The 23372-nt window shown below is 60.4% G+C and carries 19 protein-coding genes and 1 pseudogene; 11 read left to right on the top strand and 9 right to left on the bottom strand.

The annotated features are described in order from the left end of the window. Position 1 precedes the first annotated feature (1 nt). Both BLW50_RS30245 and BLW50_RS05700 read left to right on the top strand, forming a co-directional pair. Positions 2-226 carry a hypothetical protein gene (locus BLW50_RS30245; protein WP_139267485.1) on the top strand — a complete coding sequence of 75 codons (225 nt, stop codon included), beginning with the start codon at positions 2-4 and terminating at the stop codon, positions 224-226. A gap of 45 nt (positions 227-271) precedes the next feature. Further along, a pseudogene (locus BLW50_RS05700) lies at positions 272-541 on the top strand (GMP synthase (glutamine-hydrolyzing)); the annotation flags it as partial. Positions 542-599: 58 nt separating this feature from the next. Here BLW50_RS05700 and BLW50_RS05705 read toward each other — a convergent pair. The 3 genes from BLW50_RS05705 to BLW50_RS05715 all read right to left on the bottom strand — a co-directional run bounded on the left by BLW50_RS05705 (position 600) and on the right by BLW50_RS05715 (position 5084). After that, positions 600-2021, bottom strand: a complete 1422-nt coding sequence (locus tag BLW50_RS05705; protein ID WP_090698736.1) for a UvrD-helicase domain-containing protein — start codon at positions 2019-2021, stop codon at positions 600-602. Next, entirely contained in the window at positions 2014-3741 is a 1728-nt protein-coding gene (locus tag BLW50_RS05710; protein WP_090698740.1) for an ATP-dependent nuclease, read from the bottom strand. The genes BLW50_RS05705 and BLW50_RS05710 overlap by 8 nt, the downstream gene beginning before the upstream one ends. Before the next feature lie 512 nt (positions 3742-4253). Continuing rightward, positions 4254-5084 (bottom strand): AtaL-like protein, encoded by an 831-nt coding sequence (locus tag BLW50_RS05715; protein WP_090698743.1) that lies wholly within the window; start codon positions 5082-5084, stop codon positions 4254-4256. A gap of 67 nt (positions 5085-5151) precedes the next feature. On the opposite strand from BLW50_RS05715, the gene BLW50_RS05720 reads away from it, so the two are divergent. Both BLW50_RS05720 and BLW50_RS05725 read left to right on the top strand, forming a co-directional pair. After that, a complete protein-coding gene (locus tag BLW50_RS05720; RefSeq protein WP_090698747.1) occupies positions 5152-5997 on the top strand; it encodes a TetR/AcrR family transcriptional regulator in 846 nt (281 codons plus the stop codon). Between the two features lie 227 nt (positions 5998-6224). Beyond that, positions 6225-7448 carry an acyl-CoA dehydrogenase family protein gene (locus BLW50_RS05725; protein WP_090698751.1) on the top strand — a complete coding sequence of 408 codons (1224 nt, stop codon included), beginning with the start codon at positions 6225-6227 and terminating at the stop codon, positions 7446-7448. A 59-nt stretch (positions 7449-7507) separates the two neighbouring features. On the opposite strand, the gene BLW50_RS05730 is transcribed toward BLW50_RS05725, so the two are convergent. Beyond that, a complete protein-coding gene (locus BLW50_RS05730; protein WP_210186042.1) occupies positions 7508-8410 on the bottom strand; it encodes an AraC family transcriptional regulator in 903 nt (300 codons plus the stop codon). Between the two features lie 184 nt (positions 8411-8594). On the opposite strand from BLW50_RS05730, the gene BLW50_RS05735 reads away from it, so the two are divergent. Continuing rightward, positions 8595-9623: an alpha/beta hydrolase gene (locus BLW50_RS05735; RefSeq protein ID WP_210186043.1), complete on the top strand. Its 1029-nt coding sequence runs from the start codon at positions 8595-8597 to the stop codon at positions 9621-9623. A 169-nt stretch (positions 9624-9792) separates the two neighbouring features. On the opposite strand, the gene BLW50_RS05740 is transcribed toward BLW50_RS05735, so the two are convergent. Both BLW50_RS05740 and BLW50_RS05745 read right to left on the bottom strand, forming a co-directional pair. Beyond that, on the bottom strand, positions 9793-10560 hold the full coding sequence (locus BLW50_RS05740; protein ID WP_090698754.1) for an alpha/beta hydrolase: 768 nt from the start codon (positions 10558-10560) through the stop codon (positions 9793-9795). A gap of 51 nt (positions 10561-10611) precedes the next feature. Next, on the bottom strand, positions 10612-11343 hold the full coding sequence (locus BLW50_RS05745; protein ID WP_170850005.1) for an isochorismatase family protein: 732 nt from the start codon (positions 11341-11343) through the stop codon (positions 10612-10614). Positions 11344-11495: 152 nt separating this feature from the next. Here BLW50_RS05745 and BLW50_RS05750 point away from each other — a divergent pair, with 152 nt between their 5' ends. Continuing rightward, positions 11496-12407: a LysR substrate-binding domain-containing protein gene (locus tag BLW50_RS05750; protein WP_090698756.1), complete on the top strand. Its 912-nt coding sequence runs from the start codon at positions 11496-11498 to the stop codon at positions 12405-12407. Positions 12408-12445: 38 nt separating this feature from the next. Next, positions 12446-13162: an acyl-CoA dehydrogenase family protein gene (locus tag BLW50_RS05755; protein WP_090698761.1), complete on the top strand. Its 717-nt coding sequence runs from the start codon at positions 12446-12448 to the stop codon at positions 13160-13162. Between the two features lie 353 nt (positions 13163-13515). Here the strand turns inward: BLW50_RS05755 and BLW50_RS05760 are convergent, their stop codons facing one another. Then, positions 13516-13836: a hypothetical protein gene (locus BLW50_RS05760; RefSeq protein ID WP_090698765.1), complete on the bottom strand. Its 321-nt coding sequence runs from the start codon at positions 13834-13836 to the stop codon at positions 13516-13518. Between the two features lie 237 nt (positions 13837-14073). After that, a complete protein-coding gene (locus tag BLW50_RS05765; RefSeq protein ID WP_090698768.1) occupies positions 14074-15801 on the bottom strand; it encodes a hypothetical protein in 1728 nt (575 codons plus the stop codon). Positions 15802-16624: 823 nt separating this feature from the next. Here BLW50_RS05765 and BLW50_RS05770 point away from each other — a divergent pair. From BLW50_RS05770 to BLW50_RS05785, 4 genes are read left to right on the top strand one after another with little or no spacing between them, the layout of a single operon-like run. Next, positions 16625-18232: a multicopper oxidase domain-containing protein gene (locus BLW50_RS05770; RefSeq protein ID WP_090698771.1), complete on the top strand. Its 1608-nt coding sequence runs from the start codon at positions 16625-16627 to the stop codon at positions 18230-18232. Between the two features lie 31 nt (positions 18233-18263). Next, a complete protein-coding gene (locus BLW50_RS05775; RefSeq protein ID WP_090698774.1) occupies positions 18264-19091 on the top strand; it encodes an FAD binding domain-containing protein in 828 nt (275 codons plus the stop codon). Then, positions 19088-21793, top strand: a complete 2706-nt coding sequence (locus BLW50_RS05780; protein WP_090698776.1) for a molybdopterin-dependent oxidoreductase — start codon at positions 19088-19090, stop codon at positions 21791-21793. Before BLW50_RS05775 ends, BLW50_RS05780 begins: the two co-directional genes overlap by 4 nt. Continuing rightward, entirely contained in the window at positions 21790-22746 is a 957-nt protein-coding gene (locus BLW50_RS05785; RefSeq protein ID WP_090698779.1) for a putative antibiotic biosynthesis monooxygenase, read from the top strand. Before BLW50_RS05780 ends, BLW50_RS05785 begins: the two co-directional genes overlap by 4 nt. A gap of 31 nt (positions 22747-22777) precedes the next feature. On the opposite strand, the gene BLW50_RS05790 is transcribed toward BLW50_RS05785, so the two are convergent. Further along, entirely contained in the window at positions 22778-23239 is a 462-nt protein-coding gene (locus BLW50_RS05790; protein ID WP_090698782.1) for a DUF1090 domain-containing protein, read from the bottom strand. Between the last annotated feature and the right edge of the window lie 133 nt (positions 23240-23372).

Genomic DNA, 23372 nt, shown 5'->3' on the forward strand with positions numbered 1-23372 from the left:
CATGAGTTACAAAGACAGCACGTCAGCGCTTGAGCGCCGTATTCGCCGCATCGCGGTGCGTCACGGGCTGCACATCCTAAAGCCACAGACTCCTGATCCCAGGGTGGACCGGCATGGCGGCTATATGTTGCGCGACGTGGAGACCGCCAAGATCGTTTTTGGTGACCAGCCCTATCCCTTCGCCGCCGACATCGAGGAAATCGAGGCGTATATCGAGAAACTATGACCGCGACTTCGTATCCCTTCGACACGGGCTTCATCGGCTGGGTGGCGACGCGCGAGATACGACATCGTCTGGCAGGCCTTTGCCGTGCTGCTGTCGGTGCGCGCTACGGGCTTGATTGGGGATGTGCGCACGTATCATCAGGTGAGTGCGTTGCTCGCGTTGACGTCGGTGGATGGGATGGCGGCGGATGTCTTCCCCTTCGACATGAACGTGCTGGGCCGGACCGCAACGCGCATCATCAATGAAGTGCGGGGAATTAATCGGGTGGTCGGTGACGTGACGAGCAAGCCGCCGGGGACGATTGAGTGGGAGTGAGGGGTGTCGTGCAACGAGAATCACTGGGCGAAACATCTCGCTAAACCCCACATGGTCTTCAACGACGCAATGTCGACCCGTGGGAGCAGATAATTAATCGATGAGAGCCACGCGTCATCGCGACGTAGAGATTTCGGGCATCAAGATCGTTTGCGTCGAGAATAACGGACACATCCGCCTCTAATCCCTTGAGTAGCAAAGTGCTGCCGACCGCTCGTTTTGGTAGCGGTCGCCCCAATAGGCGATTTTGTTCACGTGAGCGAACGGCGGTATCGTGAAACGTGTTTCCTTCTGCGCCATTGCATCCTTGCAGAGCTTTGATACATGCGCGCAGTACCGCGGGACGATGCGCGCGCACGCCACCTTCCTGGCCGATTTCTACCAGCAGATTGACTGTCGCTCGTGGCGAGCGTTCGATGTTAAAGGCCATTGCTGCCCGTTCTACATCTGATGCCGCCCTGCGTTCCGCTCCGCGCTCAAGGATATCGACCCGGCGCAATAAATCGGTTGCGCCCACGCCCGTCATCACAGACGCGGCAAAGTTTATCACACTCTGAAGCGCATCTTCGGCCCGAAAATCCAAAGTGCGGGCAAACTGTACCAGATCTCGTAGATCGACCGCCTCAACGGTGACGGCTCCAGGGATCTGGCTTGCATAGAGCTGTTGGCTCGGCGGGCTACGGCTGTTGCCGATGATCAGCACTCCACCATTCTGAGTCGGTGCTTTCGTTTGTGCTGCCTTTAATTGTCGAACGCGATCTTCCGTTCCGTCTAAATCGACCCAAGTGATCTCTTCAGGAGCTGTCAAGAGATTGATGGGCTGGCCATTTTGCAATTTGCGACGTGCGTCCAATAGCCACTGTCCAAAATCTTCTTTTCCGGCGTTTCGCCACCGCCATGGGACATCGAGTTCGCCAACAAGTGGAAAGTGCTTGCAAACGTGCTCGTTCCAATCGGCTAATGTGTTGCCTTGCCAGCCGAAGATCGCCTGCATGGGGTCGCCGAGCAGGCAAGTTGGAAGCGCCGGTGCAGCACAATAGATGATTGCATGTTGTGGTATGGAGCAGTCTTGGTATTCATCGACGATCAGTCGCGCATAGCTTGCCTTTAGTAACTCCTGGATATGTCCGGCCTGGAGCAATTTCCAGGCCGCGTTACGAATAGTCGGATAGTCCGTTTGAGGGTTTCCTAGTTTCAGGATAGTTGGATCGCTAGCACTTCGTTTTGGGAACATCCCGATCAGGCGCATGGCCCAGCCATCGATAGTGGATAGCCTGTAAGCGCGAGATGAGACATCAGCCTTGTTGAGCCGTTCTCGCAAAGCGGCAACACCCGCATTCGTATGCGTCAGTACAAGTATGGGTTTTGGTCCGCTGTGGCGCTTTAGTGTTTCTGCTATTAGGTGCGTCTTACCACATCCGGCAGGTGCCGCGACTGTGCCGCACTCAATTTCGAGAAGATCAATTGTTCTGTCAGGCATTTTGCGTCCACGTGAACACCCGGTCGACGACATCACTTAAGCCCGGGTCCGTATTCGGAAACTCTGGAGCCACAATCTTACGCGCAACCTCTTCCATCCACGAGATAGACTTAAACCAGCCGGCTTTTTTCGCACGCGAGGCCCTGCCGAGCGCGGCTAGCGTGTCTGCACTTATTGTCCCATCGGCCAGCTCGGCACGAATGGATTCGAGGTCTTTTAAGTTCTGTGTCGCAGATTTTATGTGCTGATTGATCAGCTCATCGCCGTGAAGTTCGATCGCGAAATTGAGTAACTTGCCGATGGCCGCTATTGGCAAGCTTTGAAATAGCTCATCTTCCAACGTACGGCCGTTACGCCATGAAAACACTGTGCCTTCTTGGTCGGTGAAGCTACTTTCTACCCCATGCGATGGATGCGTATCACTGTCCCGAAGCACCCCGACACGGTATCCAAGCTGACGAAAGGCCGATGCTCGCTTGAAGGGTCTATCGGCTTCCCCCCCACCACAATCGACCAATGCAACGCCGTATGCAGATATAGACGCGCCACCGCTCGCCGCTCGATATTGGTCGACTCCTCTAACTAGCCCAACCTCGCTTGCTCCTTCGCAAACTAAAACGGACTTTGCTAAGAATGCGTCCGGGTAGAGTCGAATGGTGCTCTGTACGTCATTATCTGTGCCAACGTTCATCGCCACGTGCTTTTCGTTGATCTTCCGCACTACGATTAGTTGGCTGCCAGCGAGTTCACGCAACGCAACTGGTGAATGCGTGGTCATGAAGACCTGGAGCGGTGGCGTTTTATCCTTGGCTCCCAGTGAGCCCAGAAACCGAATTATTCGATGCGGCTCTAATCCATGCTCAAGCTCATCAACTAACAGAATCGCTGCCTGTGCCGCTGCTTTGCGTTGAAGGCCCGCAATTAAGAGGCGGGTAGAGCCGACGCCCAAACCTCGCAGTGGCACGCCGTCTTCATCGTGAAGAGAAATGGTGCCTCCCCCAAACGTAGCAGAATGGGTATCAAGTAGTGCTCGAACCTTGTCTCCAACATTAATCCCTAGTTCTGTTGCTGCTTCACCTACAATGCGCAGCGTTTCCCCTAATTGCTTTTCGGCATCGTCCCCAAAGGCACTTCGCGCATCGCGCGCGGCTTTTGCTAATGCTGCTGATGCATCTGCTTTCTCGTCGGTCAGGCGGTTTAGTACTGAACCTCGGCGCCAACTGAGATTAAAATCTGTTAATACGCCGATACGCGTGGGGGCGAGGCGAATACGGTCATTCCAGGCTAAATTACGGATCGCATTCTGCGTTTTGGCCCGATCGGAAACGAGAGTCCAAGCCGGTTCGAGGTCGCTCATTACAGTCAGTGTTAACGTGAGAACGGTCTCAAGGTCCTTTTCCGGCTCGTCCTCGACATTCCCGCTGCTTGGGTCGAAACCGCGCAAGAAGAGGCCATACGTCTCGATATTCTTTAGCGTGTCGTCCAGGTCACCAATCGTCAACGTAATGACGATTGGCACGTCAACGTCGAGGTTATGAAAATCAGCGTCAGTTAATTGAATGGTTCGACGTGCGCCTAGACAGAGGTCAATCGCATCGAGGATGGTTGATTTGCCGCTATCACCGGGACCAATCAGGCAATTAATACCACTAGAAGGCTGCCACGACATCTCTTTGACACTGCGGAAATTTGCGATCTCTACTTTACGGATTCTCGGCATATCGCTCCCCTCGGGCTCGTCTGCCGATTGGCGCGCGATCCCACGATTGCTAACAGTCACATGCCATCGAGCTGATCACAACGTCGGGGCTCTACTCCAATCTATTCTCCACATCCTTTCCTTTGGGCTTGGTCCCCTCGGTCCGATTAAGGATTTCTCGCCCAGGCGTGCCTGGAGCCGTCGCCGTTGCTTATCAAACGCGCGCGCTGCGCCCGCTCAACCTGTCTGATATTTTCGGCTGCCCACGTCCATACCCGGCAAAAGACGCGCCAAGGGGGCTAGTTCTGTGATCTTGGGGGCAGCTTGACCGCAACATCGCGATCAAAATTAAGTCATGCATGAGCGGCTGCGCTCCCTCTTTGATGATAATGCCTTCCCTCAGAAAGGGATGTCCGGGCTTGAAACCCGGAAGCGCGATTGCGCAAGCCGCAGCGGCCTGCTGTTATGCGGGGAGCACAAGCGATGTCCGAAGAGGCAAGACCGATCAAATCCCCGCCGTGCGTGCAGGCTTATTACACCGCGACCTTCCGACTCTCCCGCTCCGCATAAATCGGCGCCACGTCCATGAATACCCGCAGCTCGCCAACCTTGTCGCCGTCCGGTTTTAGGATGGCGACGCTGGGTAGCGTCAGGGTCTGGCCGTCCTGGCGGGTGTAGGTCACGGCCGCCTCAAGGATCGATTCATCCGGGTGGTCCCAGCGGTTGATGAATTTGTGTTTGAGGCCGCCGATGGTCGACCAGAACTGGCCGATGGCGCCGGCGATCTGATCGGCGCCAACGGCCGCCGGGAAATTCGCGAAGGTCATCCGCGCGCTCTCGCTGTGCATGGACTTGAAGGCTTCGAGGTCCATCGCGTCGACCGCGTCGTAATAGCGCTTGATCAGCGTGTCGCGGGCGGTCTTGGCTTTGCGGATCGCCGCGAGCGTCGCGTCCACGGCCTTCAAATAATCCTGCTCGACAATTTTACCGTAGGCGATTTCTTCCGGGCTGCCGTCGGCAACGCCCGCAAGCTGCAACTTGAAGCTGAAGCGCAGGCCGAGGCCATCATCGTCATCTTCGATGAGGTTGAGAATGGTGCCCAGCACCGAGCCGTCGAGCCGCACGAATTCCACCTGCTGTTGCGGCGTCATCGTGATCCGCTCGCGGCAGCGCTCGCCGCGAAACTCGATCTCGCGCACGAAGACATTTTCGCCTTCACGGTTGAGAACCTTGCAATGGGTCATCGCCGGCACGAAGGGCAGGGCATTGTTGGCCTTCAAGACAAGGCCCTGCCACACGTCGCCGCGCGTCAGGGTGGGGTGGCCAGGCGCGTTGACCGGAATACGTTTCGACACTTCGATCATAGGGTGCCTCCCTGGATTATCATCGGTGCAATACGGCGCGGGCAGGCGAGAGCGCGTTCCTAGACGTATGCGCTTCCTCAGCCGGCCGGCGAAAATATGTACCGTAACGAACGTTACGGAAAAAGCCACCCAGTGGCTAGCCAAAAGTTTGGGGCTGGCTTCAAAAGCGATTAGCTGGCATAGCTTGGGTATGGATTCACGTAAGAAATCAACGACGCGGCCTGCGGCGTCTGACACCCGACGCGCTGCCGACACGCGCACACGGACCGAGATCAAACGCGAGAAAATCGTGCGCTCCGCTGCAAAGCTGTTTTTGGAGCGCGGCTATGACAGCGTCTCCATCAACGAAATCATTGCGGTCGTCGGCGGTTCAAAAGAAACCATCTATTCGAATTTTGGCAACAAGGCGCAGTTGTTCGAAGCCGTCGTTCGCCAACTCTGTTCGGATGTCACCATTCACGTCGATACCAGCCCCGAGGGGACGCTCGAGGAGCAGGCGACGCGCCTGGCACGCTCCTTCGTCGCGATCGTGTTGACCCCGCAAATCATGGCCTTTCATCGGCTGGTCACGTCGATAGGGCGGGCCTTTCCAGAGGTCGGCCGGCTGTTCTATCAGACCGGCCCGGAGACGATGTATCGCATCTTTGCCGAGTGGATCGCGCAGCATCAGGCGAAGGGGAATATCCGCGCCGACAAGGACCCGCGTCGGCTGGCCGTCTTGTTTCATGACATGCTGATCGGCGAACAGCTCCTCAGCTGGCTCACCTCCGCCTCCAGTCAGAAGGACCGGGCAAAGCGGATCAATGAGACTGTCGAGCTTGCGGTTTCGGTGTTTATCGGGGGCTGCGCGACGGAAGCTGGAACACGGGCTGCGTCGGCCAAAGCGAAAGCGTCACGGTCGAAAAGCGCCTGATCGCAGTGTTGCGGCTGCCTCAAGCGCGGCCTGTCTTGCCGCTTATATCTTCCTGAAAAATCGATCGTTGCAGCGCTGCGGCCACTGGTCGTTGCGACTGTGGCGGTTGCCTGCGCCCGCGCTCTGCGACGCGAAAACCTCCCGCGCATAATCTCCATTGTAAAAATTTCCAAAGATGCGCAGAATACGTACCGTAACGAACGTTACGCTTTTGGGAGGGAGCAAACATGCAACAGGAAGCGACACGCGTCCTAGCCGTTCACCCGCTGGCGGCGCGGCCTGACTTTTCCGACATCATCGCCAGAATTCGAAAGCTCGCACCGGAGATCGACGCGCGGGCGCTGAGCACGGAGAAAGCCAAGCGCGTTTCGGTGGAGACCATGGAGGCGCTGCGCGACGCAAATGTGTTTCGCACGATGCAGCCCCGGCGCTTCGGCGGCTACGAATATGGTCCCGCCGAGCTGGCGCAGATCGGCTTCGAGCTGGGCCGCGCCTGCGGCAGTACCGGCTGGTGCGGCACGCTCGCGGTGTGCTTTGGCTGGATGACCGCCTTCTTTCCGCTCGAAGCGCAACAGGAGGTCTGGGATAACACCGACAACCTGCTCGCGGTCTCCTACACGCCCTCGCCGAAAGTCGAGGTGGTTGACGGCGGCATCAAGATCTCAGGCAGTTGGCCCTGGGCCAGCAGCGTCGACAGCGCCGCCTGGCTCATCCTGGCCGCGTTGATCCCCGGCAAGGATGGACCGCCGGCCATCGCCTGGTGCCTCGTCCCGATCGGCGACGTCACCGTCGATCACGACAGTTGGAATGTCAGTGGACTGCGCGGCACCGGATCGAAGACCGTGCATATCACCGAGCCGGTCTTTGTCCCGCAGCACCGCGTGCTGCCGCTGAGCGTGGTTTTTTCCGGCCAAGTGCCGGGGCTCGACGTGCCGGACAACGCTCAGGCGCGCTTTGGCTATCCGACCTTCGGTCCGACCGCTCTGGTCGCGCCCATCGTCGGCATGGCGCAAGGCGCCCTCGATGCCTTCACTGAGAATACGCGGGAGGCAAAGCGCATGATGAGGCCTGGCGTGTTCGAGAAGGTCGCGGACCAGCCGATGACCCAGAGCCTGATCGGCCGCTGCGCCGCGCGCCTCGACGCCGCGCGCACCCTGATGGTGACTAGCCTCACAGAGGGCCAAGAGCTGGTCCATCACGGCGGGACGCTCGAGATCGAGCAGCGCGTCCGCATCCGGCGCAACCACGGCTTTGCGGCCCGCACCGCCGCCGAAGTGGCGAGTGACATTTTCACCAAGTCCGGCGCGTCGGCGGCCGATGAGAAGAACCGCGTTCAGCGCTTCTGGCGCGATGCCACGGTGGCGGCCCAGCACGCCAGCCTCGATTGGGACGCGCTATCGGCCCTTTACGGCACGCAGCAATTGGGCCTGCAGCCGCAGGGGGTGTTTTGAGCGAAAGGGCGGGACAGGGCTTGCCTTCGAAGCCGGTCGCCTCTTCGAAAGCCAAGGGCTTAAGTGGCGCCGACCTTGGATTTTCGCAGGCTTGCCCCATCCCTTCCGGGCGGATGGCCGAAGAGACGGCGATATTCGCGGCTGAACTGCGAGGGGCTGTCATATCCAACAGTCAGGCCGATGTAGGCGACATCCTGGGATGACGAGAGCAGCCGCGTCCTGGCCGTATCCAGACGGATCTGCTTTTGAAATTGAAGCGGACTGAGTGATGTCACGGCTCGGAAGTGGCGGTGGAGCGAGGTGGCGCTCATCCCCGCCACGGCGGCCAAGTCCTCGATCCGGATGGTCTCGGTATAGTGGCTTCTAATCCAGGCGATTGCCCGGCCGATCTGGGTCATGCGGCTGTCGGCGAGCCCGAGTTGCCGCACCATGGCGCCTTGTTGGTCGTTGATCAGCCGCCATAGGATCTCGCGTTCAATGGCCTGGGCCAAGACCGGAATGTCCTGTGGCCGGTCCAACAGCCGCAGCAGGCGAACGACGGGATCGAGCAAGTCGGCGGTGACATCGCTGACGGCGATGCCGCGTTGCTCGACTTTGTTCCTTGGAGCGGCGCCGGTCTCCAGCAGCAGCGCGGCGATCGCCTCTGGTCTTAAAGTCAGCCCGAGGCCGAGAAGCGGACCCTCTTCGCTGGCTTCGATGACGTGGGCGCTCAAGGGCAGGGTAACCGAATAGACGAGATACTGGCCCGCCGCATACACGAGCACCTGATCGCCCAAGACCACGCGCTTGGCGCCTTGCGCGATGATTGCAAAAGCGGGGTCGGCCATGTGGGCGGTGGGCTCGGTCGGCAGTGTCGATGCCGACAGCACGATGTTGGGCAGCGTCGTGCGGCTTTCACCTGGTGCGGCGTGACGGGCGATCAGCGTGCGCAACTCTTCCAGCAAGTAGGCACGCATATCCATTCCGCGTTCCTTTCAGTCCGCTTCCGCCGCTCCGCTTTCAGTAGGCGATCGTATTTATTTTGGGCCGATCGTGCAAGCCAACGGCAGCTTCGATTTACCGTCCGCCGGGCGATTTCCTGTAGTCCAAAGCCTGTCTTCGCAACGCCCGTGATGGCGCGGCGAACACAGAGACAAAGCGGAGGTCATGGTGAAGCGTCGAACCTTTCTTCAGGCCGCCATCACCGCCGTTGCCACCGTCCCATTTCGCGCGTCGGCGCAATCCGCCGCAGCAGCGCGGCAGACAAGGATCATGCACATGAAGCAACAGCCAGTTACATTCGACAGCGCGGGCCTCAAGCTCGCGGGCATCCTCCATATGCCCGAAGGCAACGCCAGCGCGCCGCGCCCAGCTATTATTGTTGGCCATCCCGCCTCCAGCGTGAAAGAGCAGACCGCTGGCCTTTATGCCCGTCGCCTCGCGGAGCAGGGCTTCATCACCCTTGCCTTCGACACAGCCACCCAGGGCGAGAGCGAGGGTCAGCCACGCGGCGTCGAGGACCCGGCGCGCCGCATCGAGGAGTTTAGGAACGCGGTGTCGTTCCTCAGTGTCCAGCAGGGGATCGATCCCGATCGCATCGGTGTGCTCGGCGTCTGCGCTGCGTTCGGTTATGCGATCCCGGCCGCCGCCACGGATCACCGCATTAAGGCTGTCGCGTCCGTTAGCGGTTTCGATGTCGGCGCACAGTTCCGCGTCGGCGCCGACGGCAAGCAGGATCCAGCCGTCCTCCAGCATATCCTCGGCATGGTGTCGGCGGCCCGTACGGCGGAAGCGCGCGGCGAGGGCATCGGCACGCTGCCGCTCTTTCCGGCCAATGAAGCGGAAGCGCGCGCCGGCGGCCGGCACCTCTTCGAAGGCTGGGAATATTATTGCACCGACCGCGCGCAGCATCCTCGGTCGGCGAAGACTTTTACGCTGAACAGCCTGGATCGCCTCGCCACGTTTGATCCCGTCCGGTTCGTTGGCATGATCGCGCCGCGCCCGCTGCTCATGATCGTGGGGACCGAGGCTGTCACCAAATGGGTCGCCGAAGACGCCTTCAGGAAGGCTGGGGGACCCAAGGAGCTGTTCTGGATCGACGGGGCGACGCATGTCGATCTTTATGACAAGCCCAAATATGTCACGCCGGCTTCGGCAAAGCTGGGCGATTTCTTCCGCTCGCACCTGGGCGCCTGATCCGTCTGCGCCTCTGCTCGAATGCTTGCCTGATCCTGCCAGCCAGATCGTACTGCCAGTATCCAGCATCTAGTGGGCCCGCGGGGCACAGTGCTTCTGCGTCGGCCCTCGATAGCCCGGTTCTTTGAACCCGGCAGTGCGAGTGCCGACGCAGATGCAGTTTCGGCTACTATTTGACTTCTGAGGCAGCCGCTTCGATGAGCTTGGCGACCGCTGCCGGTTGCGAGACATAGATCGCGTGGCTACCGGCGTGATCGGTGGTCTTCGCGCCGGCGCGCTTGGCCATCATCCGTTGCACGTCGACAGGGATCATTTGATCGTCGGTCGCGACGAGATACCAGCTGGGCTTGGCTCTCCAGGCCGGGACAGTGATCGTGCCGTTCAGGGAATCGAGGCCCCAGGGAACCTGGGAATCGGCCATGAAGGCAGCCAGTTCGGGCTTTACGTCGGCTGCGAACGAGCCCGCGAATTTGGCCTTATCGAGGAACAGGAAGCCACCGACCGGTGGAACGATCGGCGGAACCGGCGCACCTGGAGCCGGATTGGAGGTGAGTTTCGCGACGGACTCGCCCTGATCGGGCGCGAAGGCGGCGATATACACCAGTCCGGCAACCTTCGGATCGGTCCCGGATTCGGTGATCACCGCGCCGCCGTAGGAATGGCCGACGAGGATGACCGGCTTGGTTTGAGCCTTGACCGCAGCCTTGGTGGCCTCGACATCGGCCTTCAGCGAGAGCGTCGAATTCTGGACGATGGTGACATCGTACCCGTCCTTCTTCAGGATCTGATAGACGCCCGCCCAGCCCGAGCCATCGACGAACCCGCCGTGAACGAGGACGATCGCCTTGTCCGTTCCTTTGGTCTGCGCGGAGACCGATGCGGAAGTTGTGGCGATGGCTATTGCTGCTCCTGCTATTAGTTTGAACATCGTTTTCATATGCGCCTTATCCTTCGAATGTTGTTTGCGCCAACGGGGAAATGCGCGCTTTCACTTGCGCGCCTGGGCGATCTGCCCGACGAGCTTCGCCCACGGCATGTCGAGAGCCTCGTAGACGGCGCCGGCCTCTGGCCGCCCGTTGTCCTTCAGGATTTCGACCATCAGCGTTGCGTAGTCCGAGAGGATGACGCCGGCTTGCTGCATGCGCAGGAGACCGGCCTGGCGCTTCGTCTCGCTGAATGTGCCGGATGCGTCGACCGCGACGTAAGCGTCATGGCCTTTGCCGATCGCCGTGATCGCGGGAAATGCGGCGCAGACTTCAAGGGAGATGCCGGCGAAGATCAGCTTCTTGCGGCCGGTCGCCTCGATGGCGCGTGCGACGGAGGGATCATCGAAGGCGTTCACCGACGAGCGGTCGATAATGCGGATGCCCGGCAAGGCTTCGACGAGCTCGGGGAAGGTCGGTCCCCACATGCTGTCACGCGCCGTTGTCGTCGCCACGATCGGCAGATTGAGCGCCTTGGCGGCCTTCGCCAGCGCGACGACATTGTGCTTCAGCTCGCCCGTCGAATAATCGCGCACGCCGGTCATCAGGCCGATCTGATGGTCAACGAGGATGAGCGCGGCGTTTTCGGACGTGAGCGGGGCATAGGGATGGGCTTGGTCGATCATTGCAAACTCCTGTTGGCGTGGATGAATGGTGGCCGGGAGCGACGGGGCGATGCCGATGACGGTCGCCGTTGCTCCGGCCGCTGCAATTTGGAGGAACTGACGCCGTTCCATGGTGCCTCCATGTGAGTCCTGGCTGGCCGGTGCGGCGCATCCAGGGTCGCGGCCTTAGGGCGGCGACGGGCGATACCTAGGCGCTGGATTTCCGGCTAAGAAGTCGCTTAAATCGCAACTTAGCGTCCGACCTATTGGACGATGGAGGGTGCGTGCTCGATCTCAATGATTTCTACTACTTCGTCCAGGTGGTGGACCGGGGCGGCTTCACCGCCGCAGGGCGCACGCTGCGCGTGCCTAAGTCGACGCTGAGCCACCGGATTCAGCAGCTTGAGAGCGAGCTTGGCGTAAGACTGCTCAACCGAACGTCGCGGCGCTTCGGCATGACCGAGGCTGGCGACGAGTTCTACCGGCATGCCGTCGCGATGCTGCAACAGGCCGAACATGCGGAGACGGCCATTCGTCATCGGCTGACCGAGCCGACCGGCACGGTGCGATTTACAACGGGTGTGGCGACCGCGGAGTTTGCGATGCGGGACATGGTCGCCGACTTCCTGGTCCGGTTTCCCAAGGTGAATGTGGTCTGTCATGCGACGGACCGGATCGTCGATATCGTCGGCGATAATTTCGATGTGGCGATCCGGGCGCACACCGGACCCTTGCCGGATTCCGCGCTGGTTCAGAGAACCCTGGCGCCGGCGCCCTGGTTCCTCTTCGGTGGGGCGGCCTATCTCGACGCCAATGGCGACTTGGAAACGCCGCAAGATCTCACCAAGCATCGATCGCTGTTCATGATGCGAACGGGGGTCGCTCCAACCTGGCGGCTGCGGCACGCAAGCGAAGGGAAGGACGAGGTGATCATGCCGCTCGCGCCGCGTCTTTTGAGCGATAACATGATTGGTCTCAAGCAGGCGGCGATCGCAGGCCTGGGGATCGTCTCGCTGCCGGGTTACATCTGCCGGGACGACGTGCGGTCGGGGCGCCTGCGGCGCGTCCTGCCGGATTGGCTCGCCGGCGATTCCACGCTGACAGCGCTGGTTCCTTATCGGCAGGGTCTGCTGCCTTCCATTCGCGCCTTTATCGATCACCTGGCTGTGGAGTTCCCCAAGGTCGTGCGGATGTAGGCAGCGTCGACAGCGCCGTCTGGCTCATCCTGGCGGCGTTGATCCCCGGCCGGGATGGACCGCCGGCCATCGCCTGGTGCCTCGTGCCGATTGGCGACGTCACTGTTGATCACGACAGTTGGAATGTCAGCGGACTGCGCGGCACGGGATCGAAGACTGTGCACATCACAGAGCCGGTCTTTGTGCCGAAGCACCGCGTGCTGCCGCTGAGCGTGGCTTTTTCCGGCCAAGTGCCGGGGCTCAGCGTGCCGGACAATGATCAGGCGCGCTTCGGCTATCCGACGTTTAGTCCAACCGCTCTGGTCGCGCCCATCGTCGGCATGGCGAAAGGGGCGCTGGATGCCTTCACGGAGAATGCGCGGGAGGCAAAGCGGATGACGAGGCCCGGCGTGTTCGAGAAGGTCGCTGACCAGCCGCTGACCCAGAGCCTGATCGGCCGCTCCGCCGCGCGCCTCGACGCCGCACGCACGCTGATGGTGACCAGCCTCGCAGAGGGTCAGGAGCTGGTTCGTCACGGCGGGACGCTCAAGATCGAGCAGCGCGTCCGCATCCGGCGCAACCACGGATTTGGGGCCCGCACCGCCGCCGAGGTGGCGAGCGACATTTTCACGAAGTCCGGCGCGTCGGCGGCCGACAAGAAGAACCGCGTTCAACGCTTCTGGCGCGATGGCACCGTCGCGGCCCAGCACGCCAGTCTCGATTGGGACGCGCTGTCGGCACTCTACGGCACGCAGCAATTGGGCCTGCAGCCTTAGGAGGTGTTTTAAGCGAAGGGGGCGGGGGGAGGCGAGAACGTTCGCGCGGACATCCTCGAAGCGGCTTGGCAGCGTCCGGCCAAGCAACGCGCTTGCCGCCTGGGATTGTCGGAGATTATCATGGGCGATCACCGCTCACTTGGACCTACGCGACGCCAGAACTACAAGATTCTGAGACCGCGATCTTTTTTCTCGATGCCGACAGGGGTTAAACACCCTTCTCTAACAACGCGATGCGGAAGGCTAACCATCGTGCTCAATGGGTATGCGGCACGAACGCGGGCGCGATAACTAACGTGGCGAGGATATTCCGGCGATTGTCGTCGCTCCCAGTAGGGATGTATTTCTTCACATTAGGACGTGATTTCGACGAGCGCTTTTCTGGCAGCGTCGCGGCGATCAATCAAGCTAAGTAATTGGGTTTCTTCTGACGGGGACAGATTTCCGCTTTTGCCTGCCTTATAGATCTCAAGATGGAATGCGTACCAATCCTGATAGGCAGTCGCAAACTTCGTAAGGGCATCAATGTGGTTCGGTGATACGGAAATCAGCTCTAATACATTTTCTGGAAGGGAGCTCTCATCCTCATCTTTGCCGATGATTCCGAGCGATTTTGATGCCTTCAATACTGACCATGCGATGACCTGACGAAGTATTTCTTTTGTGAAGATCATAGTGTCCCCGAAAAATGAACTGCGCTCGTAACGATACATACATACGAGGCTTGGATAGTGGAAGGGGTGACGTGTTGCGAGCAGTGTCTACACGGAGCGGAACTTCGTTACGGAGATGCCAAGCTTGCGAACCTTGTCGGTGGGATTGTCCTGGATGCCAGTGCGGGGAAATGGATCACGCTGATAAGAATCGTGTTCAGCTTAACGTCGTTGCCTTTCGTAGTTTTGAGACGACGCTCAGTCCCGCTCCTGCTCGATCGTGAATCGCAGGGATCCGACGGTCCAATCGCTGGGAGGCTCGGGAAGATAATGCTCCTCCTCGGGAACGCTCAATATCCTCAACTCATCAAGGAGATCGTCCACCGTGGGGACAGGCTCTCCTCGTTCCTGCAATCGTTCGACCGCGGTAACCAGTTGAGACCAATTGGAGAAGACCGCATCGTTGCCGTCGACGACCAACCGTAGCGAATGAGCATAGTGGCGCGTCAAAGCCAGGAGGCTTACAACCGGGCTGGTCATGGAGGACGGAAGTCGTAGGGTCGCCCGCACTTCGGATGTGCTTGCAGCGGCGAACCATGAGCGCACTTTGCGCAGCCAGTCGCTGACCTGCTGATTCAGCCGACCCGTCCGCGCTTGCATGGTGGCCAAGTCTGCGCCGTACGGATCCTGATGCTTCAGTTGAATGAGGACCACGCGATCGGTGGAGGGCTCTATGACTACTAGGTCGAGGTCCGTTAGGACCTTGCCGGACTGCCTCAGCTTGACGTTGCCTCGAAACTCCAGTTCTGGAAGCAAAGGGCGCAAGGTACTTTCGACAGCCCGCTGCATCGCGCCCTCCCGCGTCCGTTGGGCTCGGTCGTAGTCCTTTGGGAAGCTGTGCTGGAGCGAGTTCAAAAGGAACAGCATGACCTCATCGCTGGTCGCGCCGGCCAAGGGCCTGATGACGTGGTCATCTGAGCACTGGATCAACGGCGGTATCGGCGCTCCGGGGCGATCCAGTAGCGCCAAGTTCCGCCGGTTCACGGATAGCACATCGAAAATGATCCGGACGTCCTTGTCGGTGACGGGTACATGTCCCCCAAAACGCTTGCCGAACTCGTTGATGAATTCTCGCAGGCCTTCGAGGAAACCGTCGGTTGCGACCGACACTGTGAGTATGTCCTCGATCCGGATAGTTGGCCTCTTATCCATGAGCGCCCGCACAAATGCGCGATGTTTCATCCCAATCGACACGATGAACATCGCCGCTAGCTTGTAGTTCGAGAACGTGATGCCACCAAATATCGTGGAGAAGTGGAAGGTGTCGAAGCCTTTAGCGAGCATGATTTCATTGTAGGCATGGCCGAAAAAATAGAAGTCGAGGGCGGGGTCGGCCTCATACCCGATAAAGTGATCGCGGAACGGATAGACGAGCTCGGTGAGTAAGGCTCTCACCTCGTCACCTATCTTAGAGCCAATAAGCGCTTCATAGTCGTTCGCGAACATCGCGCGCTGCTGCGCGACATGGTAACGCTCGAGCTCGCGCTCATGCAGTTCGAGGTCGATTAGCTGGGAAGGTAGGACGATGTGGAAGCAATCAGGCAACCTCTCGATGCGGCCTGACTTCACGGTCACGCTTTGCGCCACCCGCCGGCCATGCTCAATAGTGCCGACTTTTCTGATCAGGGAAAGCACTGAGAGCGAATATCGCAGATCGCGCTGGAACGTCAGCGTTGGCGCCTCGAACTGCTGGTGCGCCTGCATTGCCAGCTTTATGATGCGGATCACACCGATGCGCATGATATACCAGCGCTCATGGTTGGCATCGCCTACGGTATTGATTAGATGCACCCCTTCGAAATCGAGGTCGAGCTCGTTGATGGCGATGCGCATCAGGAGACCTAGCCGGTCGGCCGCAATATCCGCTGCGAGGTCTGCCTCCTCTCGGTTCAGGCTGTGGTAGAACTCTCGCAGATTATCAGCCACCTATGTCAGCCTCCCTTCAAAACGCGATACCCGCGAACCTATCGCAGTTGCGATCTACGTCACAGCGAATTGAGTTCCCTGCCTTCCGACGGAATTTATGCTGAATTTGGGATCGCGATACCGAGGATGGATCAATGGTAGAGGGATACATTGCTGGGTGGCTGGAAGATTAAGGGTGCCGCTGTCATCGTGGCGCGCATCAACAAGTTGTCATGGCGCGAAGTGCTCGATAGCTGCATCGGGGTCGGCGCGCTTCTGCGTGCTGCAATAGCAGGGGCGCGGCGATTTATTTTGAGCAGCCGTTTCATAGTGTCGCTGGCCGTTGATCGTCGATCGCGTCTTCTTGGAGCTGGTGTGTAGGGCTGACCAGATCGTGCCTGACCGACCGTTCACTCGCGGCCGATCAGGTCGCCAACGCAGCGCCTCTCAGCGCGCGCGACCCAGATGATAGCGATCCAACCTATTTGGAAAGGCGGAAGCAGTGGAAACAAAATAAGAACAAAAATCCGCCGCCCTGGCTTCGTATTTTCGCGATGAGGGCGGACCCGAGGCAAGAACCCGAGAGATGATGCGCCAGCGGGGCAAAGGGTCGTTCGCAGGATCCCTCTGGAAGGAGGTGGGGAGGGGGTGTCGGGCAAAACTGAGGAACAACCCCATGCAAGGGGCTTTTTCCATGCCGACGGCGAGGGGCGTCATGGCTCCGTAGCTCTACTGATCGCCACGTCGTCGCTGGCCTCTTTGCCTGCAAGTCTTTGACGAAGTTCATTCATCTTAAATTTATCAACGCGGTATACTGGAGACGGAGTGGGTATGGGGGACTGAAGTGTTGGGGAAACCGGACGATAAGGGTGCCGTGGCCAGCGCCGCGCGCATCAACACATTGTCACGACGCCAACTGCTCAATGGCAGTGCCGGTGTCGGCGCGCTGCTGCTGACCGCAGGGGCGGCCCGAGCGCAACACGCGGGTCATGCCGGGCACGACAATCACGGCGATATGGACATGTCGCCGGCGCTGGGCCGGGTGGCGGACAAAGTGGTGCCCGCCATGGATCAGCCGCTGCTCGAGCCCGAGGTGCGGCGCTCCGTCAATGGTGTGCTGAGCACGACCTTGCGCGTCGGTTATGCCTATCGGCGGATCGGTGGCGTCAGGCTCTATGTCCGCTCTTATGAGGGTGGCAGCCCGGGGCCGACTCTGCGCATGAAGCCTGGCGAAACCTTGCGTATCAAGCTGATCAACGACCTGCCGCCGAACCGCGATGCCATGCCAGCCGACATGAGCCGGCCGCATCAGTTCAACAACACCAATTTTCACTTCCACGGTGCGCATGTCAGCCCGAGCGGCATCGCCGATAACGTCATGCGCTCGATGGCGCCAGGCTTCAGCTACGACATTGAAATCAAGCTGCCGGAGGATCACACCAAGGGCACCTATTGGTATCACCCGCACCACCACGGCAGCGCCGATATTCAGATGTCGAGCGGCATGGTGGGCGCTGTCGTCATCGAGGGCGATTTCGCCGATGTGCCGGAAATCGCTGCGGCGCAAGAGCGCCTGCTGGTGCTGACCCAGGTCGTGCACGATGCGCATGGCATGGTCGAGAATTTCGAGACGCTGTTTCCCGAGACGGCCACACGCTTTCTGGCGATCAATGGACAACGGCGGCCGATGATCGCCATGCGCCCTGGCGAAGTGCAGCGCTGGCGCATTCTCAACGCGGCCTATCAAGACGATATGCTGCTCGATCTGGAGAAGCATGATCTGCATGCCATCGCCTATGACGGCATTCAGCTCGGCGCGGTGCAGCCCCTTAAGCAGTTGCTGATCGCGCCGGGCCAGCGCGCCGATATTCTGGTGCAGGCCGGCCCCGCCGGCACCTATGCGCTCGAGGCTATGCCTTACGATCAAGGCCATCCTTCGCCGACAGGGTCTCTCGCCCGGGTGGTGGTCTCCGGCGCGCCGATGAACATGAAACTGCCGGGCGCCTTGCCGCGCCCGCCGTTGGAAAGCATCAAGGCGTCCGAAATCACCAACCGCCGCAAGGTGATTTTCTCGGCCACCGCGCCGGAGGCCGATGCCGCCGGCCATTGGCAGGAATTTGAGTTCTTCATCGATGGCAAGAAATTCGATCCGCGCCGTATCGATCATCGGGTCAAGCTCGGCGCGGTCGAGGAGTGGACGGTCGTCAACACCCATGAGCATGACGATCATGTCTTTCATATCCACACCAACCCGTTCGAGGTGGTGTCGATCAACGGCAAGCCGCTCGCCGTGCCGCAATGGCGGGATTCGGTGATCGTCGATCGCAAGGGCGGCGAGGTCGTGTTCCGCTCTCGCTTTCTCGATTTTACCGGCGTCTTCATGGTCCATTGCCACATGATGAACCACGAGGAAATGGGCATGATGCAGACGGTCGAAGTCTACAAGCCCTGACGAAGTCTACGAGCGTGAGCGAGAGACGATCATGAATTTGAGCACGATAACCGAAGTCAAACGCCCGACATCCTGCGACGACATTGGTGGTTGGCGCGATGGCTATTCGTGGCTCGCCGGCGGCACCTGGCTGTTCTCCGAGCCGCAGGTGGCCGTTGACACGCTGATCGATCTCGACGCCTTGGGCTGGACGCCGCTGACGGTGACGGAAGCGGGCCTCGACATCGCCGCGACCTGCCGCGTCGTCGAACTGCATGATTTCCACGGCGACTTTCAAGGCTTGCCCGGATGGCGCGCGGTGCCGCTGTTTCGGCAAACGATCGATGCATTCCTGATGTCGTTCAAGATCTGGAATGCGGCGACCATCGGCGGCAATGTTTGCATGTCGCTGCCTGCTGGCGCGATGATCTCGTTGACGGCGGCGCTGGAAGGCGTGTGCACGCTGTGGCCACGCGAGGGCGAGCCGCGCGAAGTGTCGGTCGTCGATTTCGTCACCGGCAACCACCAGAACGTGCTGCAGAAGGGCGAGTTGCTGCGCAAGATCCATCTGCCGGTGGCGGCTTTGTCGAAACGCGCCGCCATGCGGCAGGTGTCGCTGACGAAATTCGGCCGCTCGGCAGCCCTCATCATCGCCACGGTCGAAGACAATGGCGCCGATTTCCTGCTGACGGTTTCGGCCGCCACGCCGCGTCCCGTGCAGTTGCGCTTCGCCAAGTTTCCGTCGGCCGCAGAGCTGCGCCAGGCACTGGAGGCGCGATTGCCGCCGGACGCCTATTTCGAAGACGTGCACGGGTCGGCGGCCTACAAGCGTCACGTCACGCTCTATCTGGCCGAACAGATCCGAGAGGAGCTCGCGTGAGCCATTTCCATGTCAACGGCCGTCACTATGCGGCTGAGCCCGCAGCCGGCCAGTGCTTGCGCACCTTTTTGCGAGATCTTGATGTCTTTGGCGTCAAGAAGGGGTGTGACGCGGGCGATTGCGGCGCCTGCACGGTGCATATCGATGGCAAGCCGTTCCATTCCTGCCTGGTGCCGGCGTTCCGGGGCGAAGGCCGTGAGATCACGACGATCGAGGGCCTGGCGACGAATGGCGAACTGCATCCGATGCAGAAGGCGTTTCACGATGCGCAGGCCTTCCAATGCGGTTTCTGTACTGCCGGCATGATCATGACGGCCGTGACGCTGACCGAGGCGCAGAAAAACGATCTGCCGCATGCGCTGAAGGGCAATCTCTGCCGCTGCACCGGCTATCGCTCGATCAATGACGCGCTGCATGGCACCTGCAACATCGAGGCTGATGTGGCCGGCAAGGCGCTGGGCGCCAGCCTGCCCAATCCGTTCACCGATGCCATCGTCACCGGCACGGCGCGCTATACGATGGATCTCGCCATCGAAGGGCTGCTGCATCTCAAGGTTTTACGCTCGCCGCATGCCCATGCGCGCATCGTCTCCATCGACCGCCGCGCGGCGCTCGCCGTGCCCGGCGTCCTCGCCGTCTATACATGGGAGGACGTGCCCGGCCGCCTGTTCAGCTCGGCCTTGCACGAGGATCATCTCGTCGATCCCGATGACATAAGGCTGCTCGACAACGTCGCGCGGTTCGTCGGTCAGCGGGTTGCCGCCGTGGTGGGCGAAACCGAGGCTGCGGCCGAGGCGGGATGCCGGGCGCTGCATGTCGATTATGAGATCCTGCCGGCCGTGTTCGATCCGGTGCTGGCGATGCAGCCGGGCGCACCTTTGCTGCATGACAAGGACCAGCTCACCGCAAGCGATAATATCTTCTGCACGTTGCAGGGCGAAATCGGCGACGTCGCCGCGGGCTTCGCGCAAGCAGATGTGGTGCACGAGCAGACCTATTCAACCACCCGCGTGCAGCATGTGCACCTGGAGACCCATGGATCGATCGCCTGGAAGGGCGAGGATAACCGCTGGCATGTGCGCACGAGTTCACAGGCGCCGTTCGCCGCGCGGCAGAAGCTCGCCTATATCATGGGCATTCCGCCCCGCGATCTGCATGTATTCACCGAGCGCGTCGGCGGTGGCTTCGGCGGCAAGCAGGAAATGGTGTCGGAAGATCTCGTATTGTTCGCCACGATGAAACTGGGCCGTCCGGTGAAGTGGGAGTGGAACCGCGAGGACGAATTCATCGCCGCGACGACGCGCCACCAGATGACCACCCGGGTGAAGATCGGCGCGCGCCAGGACGGCACGCTGACGGCGCTCGACGTCGAAGTGTTCTCTAACACCGGCGCTTATGGTGGCCATGGCAGCGAAACATTGGCGGCCGCGATGGCGAGCCCGATCGCGGCCTATCGCTGTGCCAACAAGAAGGGCATCGGCCACGCCGTTTACACCAATATGACGCCAGGCGGCGGGTTTCGCGGTTATGGCGCTTCGCAGACCACATTCGCGGTGGAATGCGCGATCGACGAACTGGCAAGACAGCTCAACATCGACCCGTTCGAGATGCGGCGCAAGAATGTGGTTCGGCCGGGCGACAACATTGAATCGATCTGGAAGGAACCGAGCGACGCCAGCTTCGGCAGCTATGGCATCGGCGAATGTCTCGACATCGTCGAGCGCGAGCTGAAGAAGGGCAATGGCGTCCCCAAGCCCGAGGGCGCCGATTGGGCCGAGGGCCAGGGGATCGCCTTGGCCATGCTGGAATGCGGGCCACCGACCGAGCATCGCTCGGGCGCCGAGATGCGGTTGCTGCCGGACGGCACCTATCATCTGGCCTGCGGCTCGACCGAAATGGGCAATGGCATCACCACGGCGCATAAGCAGATTGCCGCTTCGATCCTCGGCACGCGCGCCGATGATGTCGACATCATCAATGCCGATACGGATCGGACCCCCTATGACACCGGCACCTTTGCCAGCACCGGCGTCGTGGTCGGCGGCAAGGCGGTTCATCTGGCGGCCGAGGCGATGTCGGCCGACATCCTCGATTTCGCCAGTCGGCATACCGGTGTGCCGATCGACCAATGCCGCCTCGACAACGATGGCGTCATCTGCGGCAACCGGCGCATTTCGCTGCGCGAGCTCTATGCGGAAGGCACGAAAGTCGATCATCGCTTCTCGGTGAGCCGCCGGGCCTATCTGTCGCCGCGCACGATCGCCTTCAACGTGCAGGGGGTGCGTCTTGCCGTGCATCGCGCGACCGGCGAAATCCGTGTGCTGCACAGCGTCCATGCGGCCGATATCGGCCGACCGATCAACCCGATGCAGTGCCGTGGCCAGCTCGATGGCGCCGTTGCCATGGGCTATGGCTGGTCGCTGGTTGAGAACATGGTGCATGACGCCAACGGACACATGGTCAACCCGCAGCTGCGCAACTGCCGCATCCCGACCTTTGCCGATACGCCGCATACCGACATCTTCTTTGCCGACACGACCGATGCGATCGGTCCCCTTGGCGCGAAGTCCCAGGGCGAATGCGGCATCAATCCGGTGGCGCCGGCCGTTTCGAATGCCTTGGCCAATGCCACGGGCGTGCGGTTCTCACATCTGCCTTTCACGCCCGATCGTCTGTTCGCTAAACTCAGCACCGCCACATGAGCGATCCGGCGACCAGCGTCAGTCTCGTCACGCAAACCAGCGTGCGGCCCGAGTGCGGCGAAGCATTCGCGCAATGGCAAGGCGAAACCAGCCGGGTGATTTCCGGGTTCCCAGGATTCATCGAGCAGCGGCTGATGCCGCCGCATCCGCCGCTGCAAGTCGATTGGGTGATCCTGCAGCGCTTCGTCAGTCTGGACGATGCCAAGCGATGGCTGGGCTCGTCCGAACGGCAATCCCGTATCGAAGGCGCTGCTCCCATGCTCGTGGGGCGCGACGATGTGCATATCGTGCGCGACGCTGCCAGTGCGGCGCGCACGGCGCCGGTCTCCGCGGTGATCAGCACGCGGGTGAAGCCCGGCATGGAGGCCGAATATCTGAAATGGGAACAGAAGATCGCCGCGGCGCAGTCGAAGGCCGCGGGATTGCAGGGCTATCGCTTTGAACCGTCCGTGCCCGGCGTGCAGGAGGATTTTGTCGCGATCTTGCGGTTCGACAGCGAGGCCAATCTGAACGCCTGGCTAGAGTCACCGCAACGACGTCAGCTCATCGAGGAAGCCGCACCGCTGACGGCGGAATTCCATACGCGCATGGCGGAAAGCGGTTTCGAACAATGGTTTCGCGACGCCACGCCCGAGGGTGCACCGCCGCCGGCGGCGTGGAAGATGAACATGATCGTCCTGCTGACGCTCTATCCGGTCGTATTCCTGTGGGGCCTCCTGGTCGGCACGCCCATTCTTATGGGGGCGCTCAAGCTGGATTTTCCGGTCGCGCTGTTCATCGGCAACGCGTTCAGCGTTATTCTGACCTCGTATCTGGTGCCGTGGACCGCCAATAGGCTCAGCTGGTGGCTAACACCGCCGAAGGCTGGGCGAACGCGTGTGGACTTGCTGGGCGCCGTTTTGCTGGTGGCGACCTATGCGATCATGATCTTGCTGTTCTGGAAGGTTTTTTAGGCGGCCGGGCGGGTGACGTTGAGTACCCGCGTTACTGCGGCAGAGGCTGTTGGGCTTCGCTGAGTTTTTGCCGCGCTTCCTCAACTTTGGCTCGTCGCTGGGCGATTTTTCGCGCATCCCCCGTGCGTTCGGCTCTTGCCAATTCGGCCTGCCGTTTCGCGAGTTTTGCCTTAGCATTCTCGATCTTTTGATTGCGCTCAGCCTCAAGCGAAGCCGTCGTGCAATGGCTTATGTTGGCGCGCAAAGCCCTTTGGAGCCCTCGGACCTCTCGGGTATTGCCGCGCGCTTGCGCGGCGGAAATGCCTTTCTCGATTTCGGCACGTTTAGCCAGACAGGCGGGAGATTGCTCGGCGGCCAAAAGCGGGCTGCTGCTCAGCACTGCGATCAGACCAAGGATGTATGACTTCATCAATGAACCCCTCTCAAGTGACTGTGCAATGCTGGTCGCCAAAGATGAATGTAGACCCACTTTCGGGAGAAGCAATTGACGCATTCATGTCTTCAACGGAGTCGCCAGCGTTGGTTTCGTGGTTGATCGGTCGTCCCTGAAGGCCAGGACATTCCGGAGCAGTCAAATTTCTCTTTAAAATCAAAATCCATGTGCATCGGACAGAGTAATTGCGTTT

The sequence above is a fragment of the Beijerinckia sp. 28-YEA-48 genome, from assembly GCF_900104955.1.
Taxonomy (GTDB): Bacteria; Pseudomonadota; Alphaproteobacteria; order Rhizobiales; family Beijerinckiaceae; genus Terripilifer.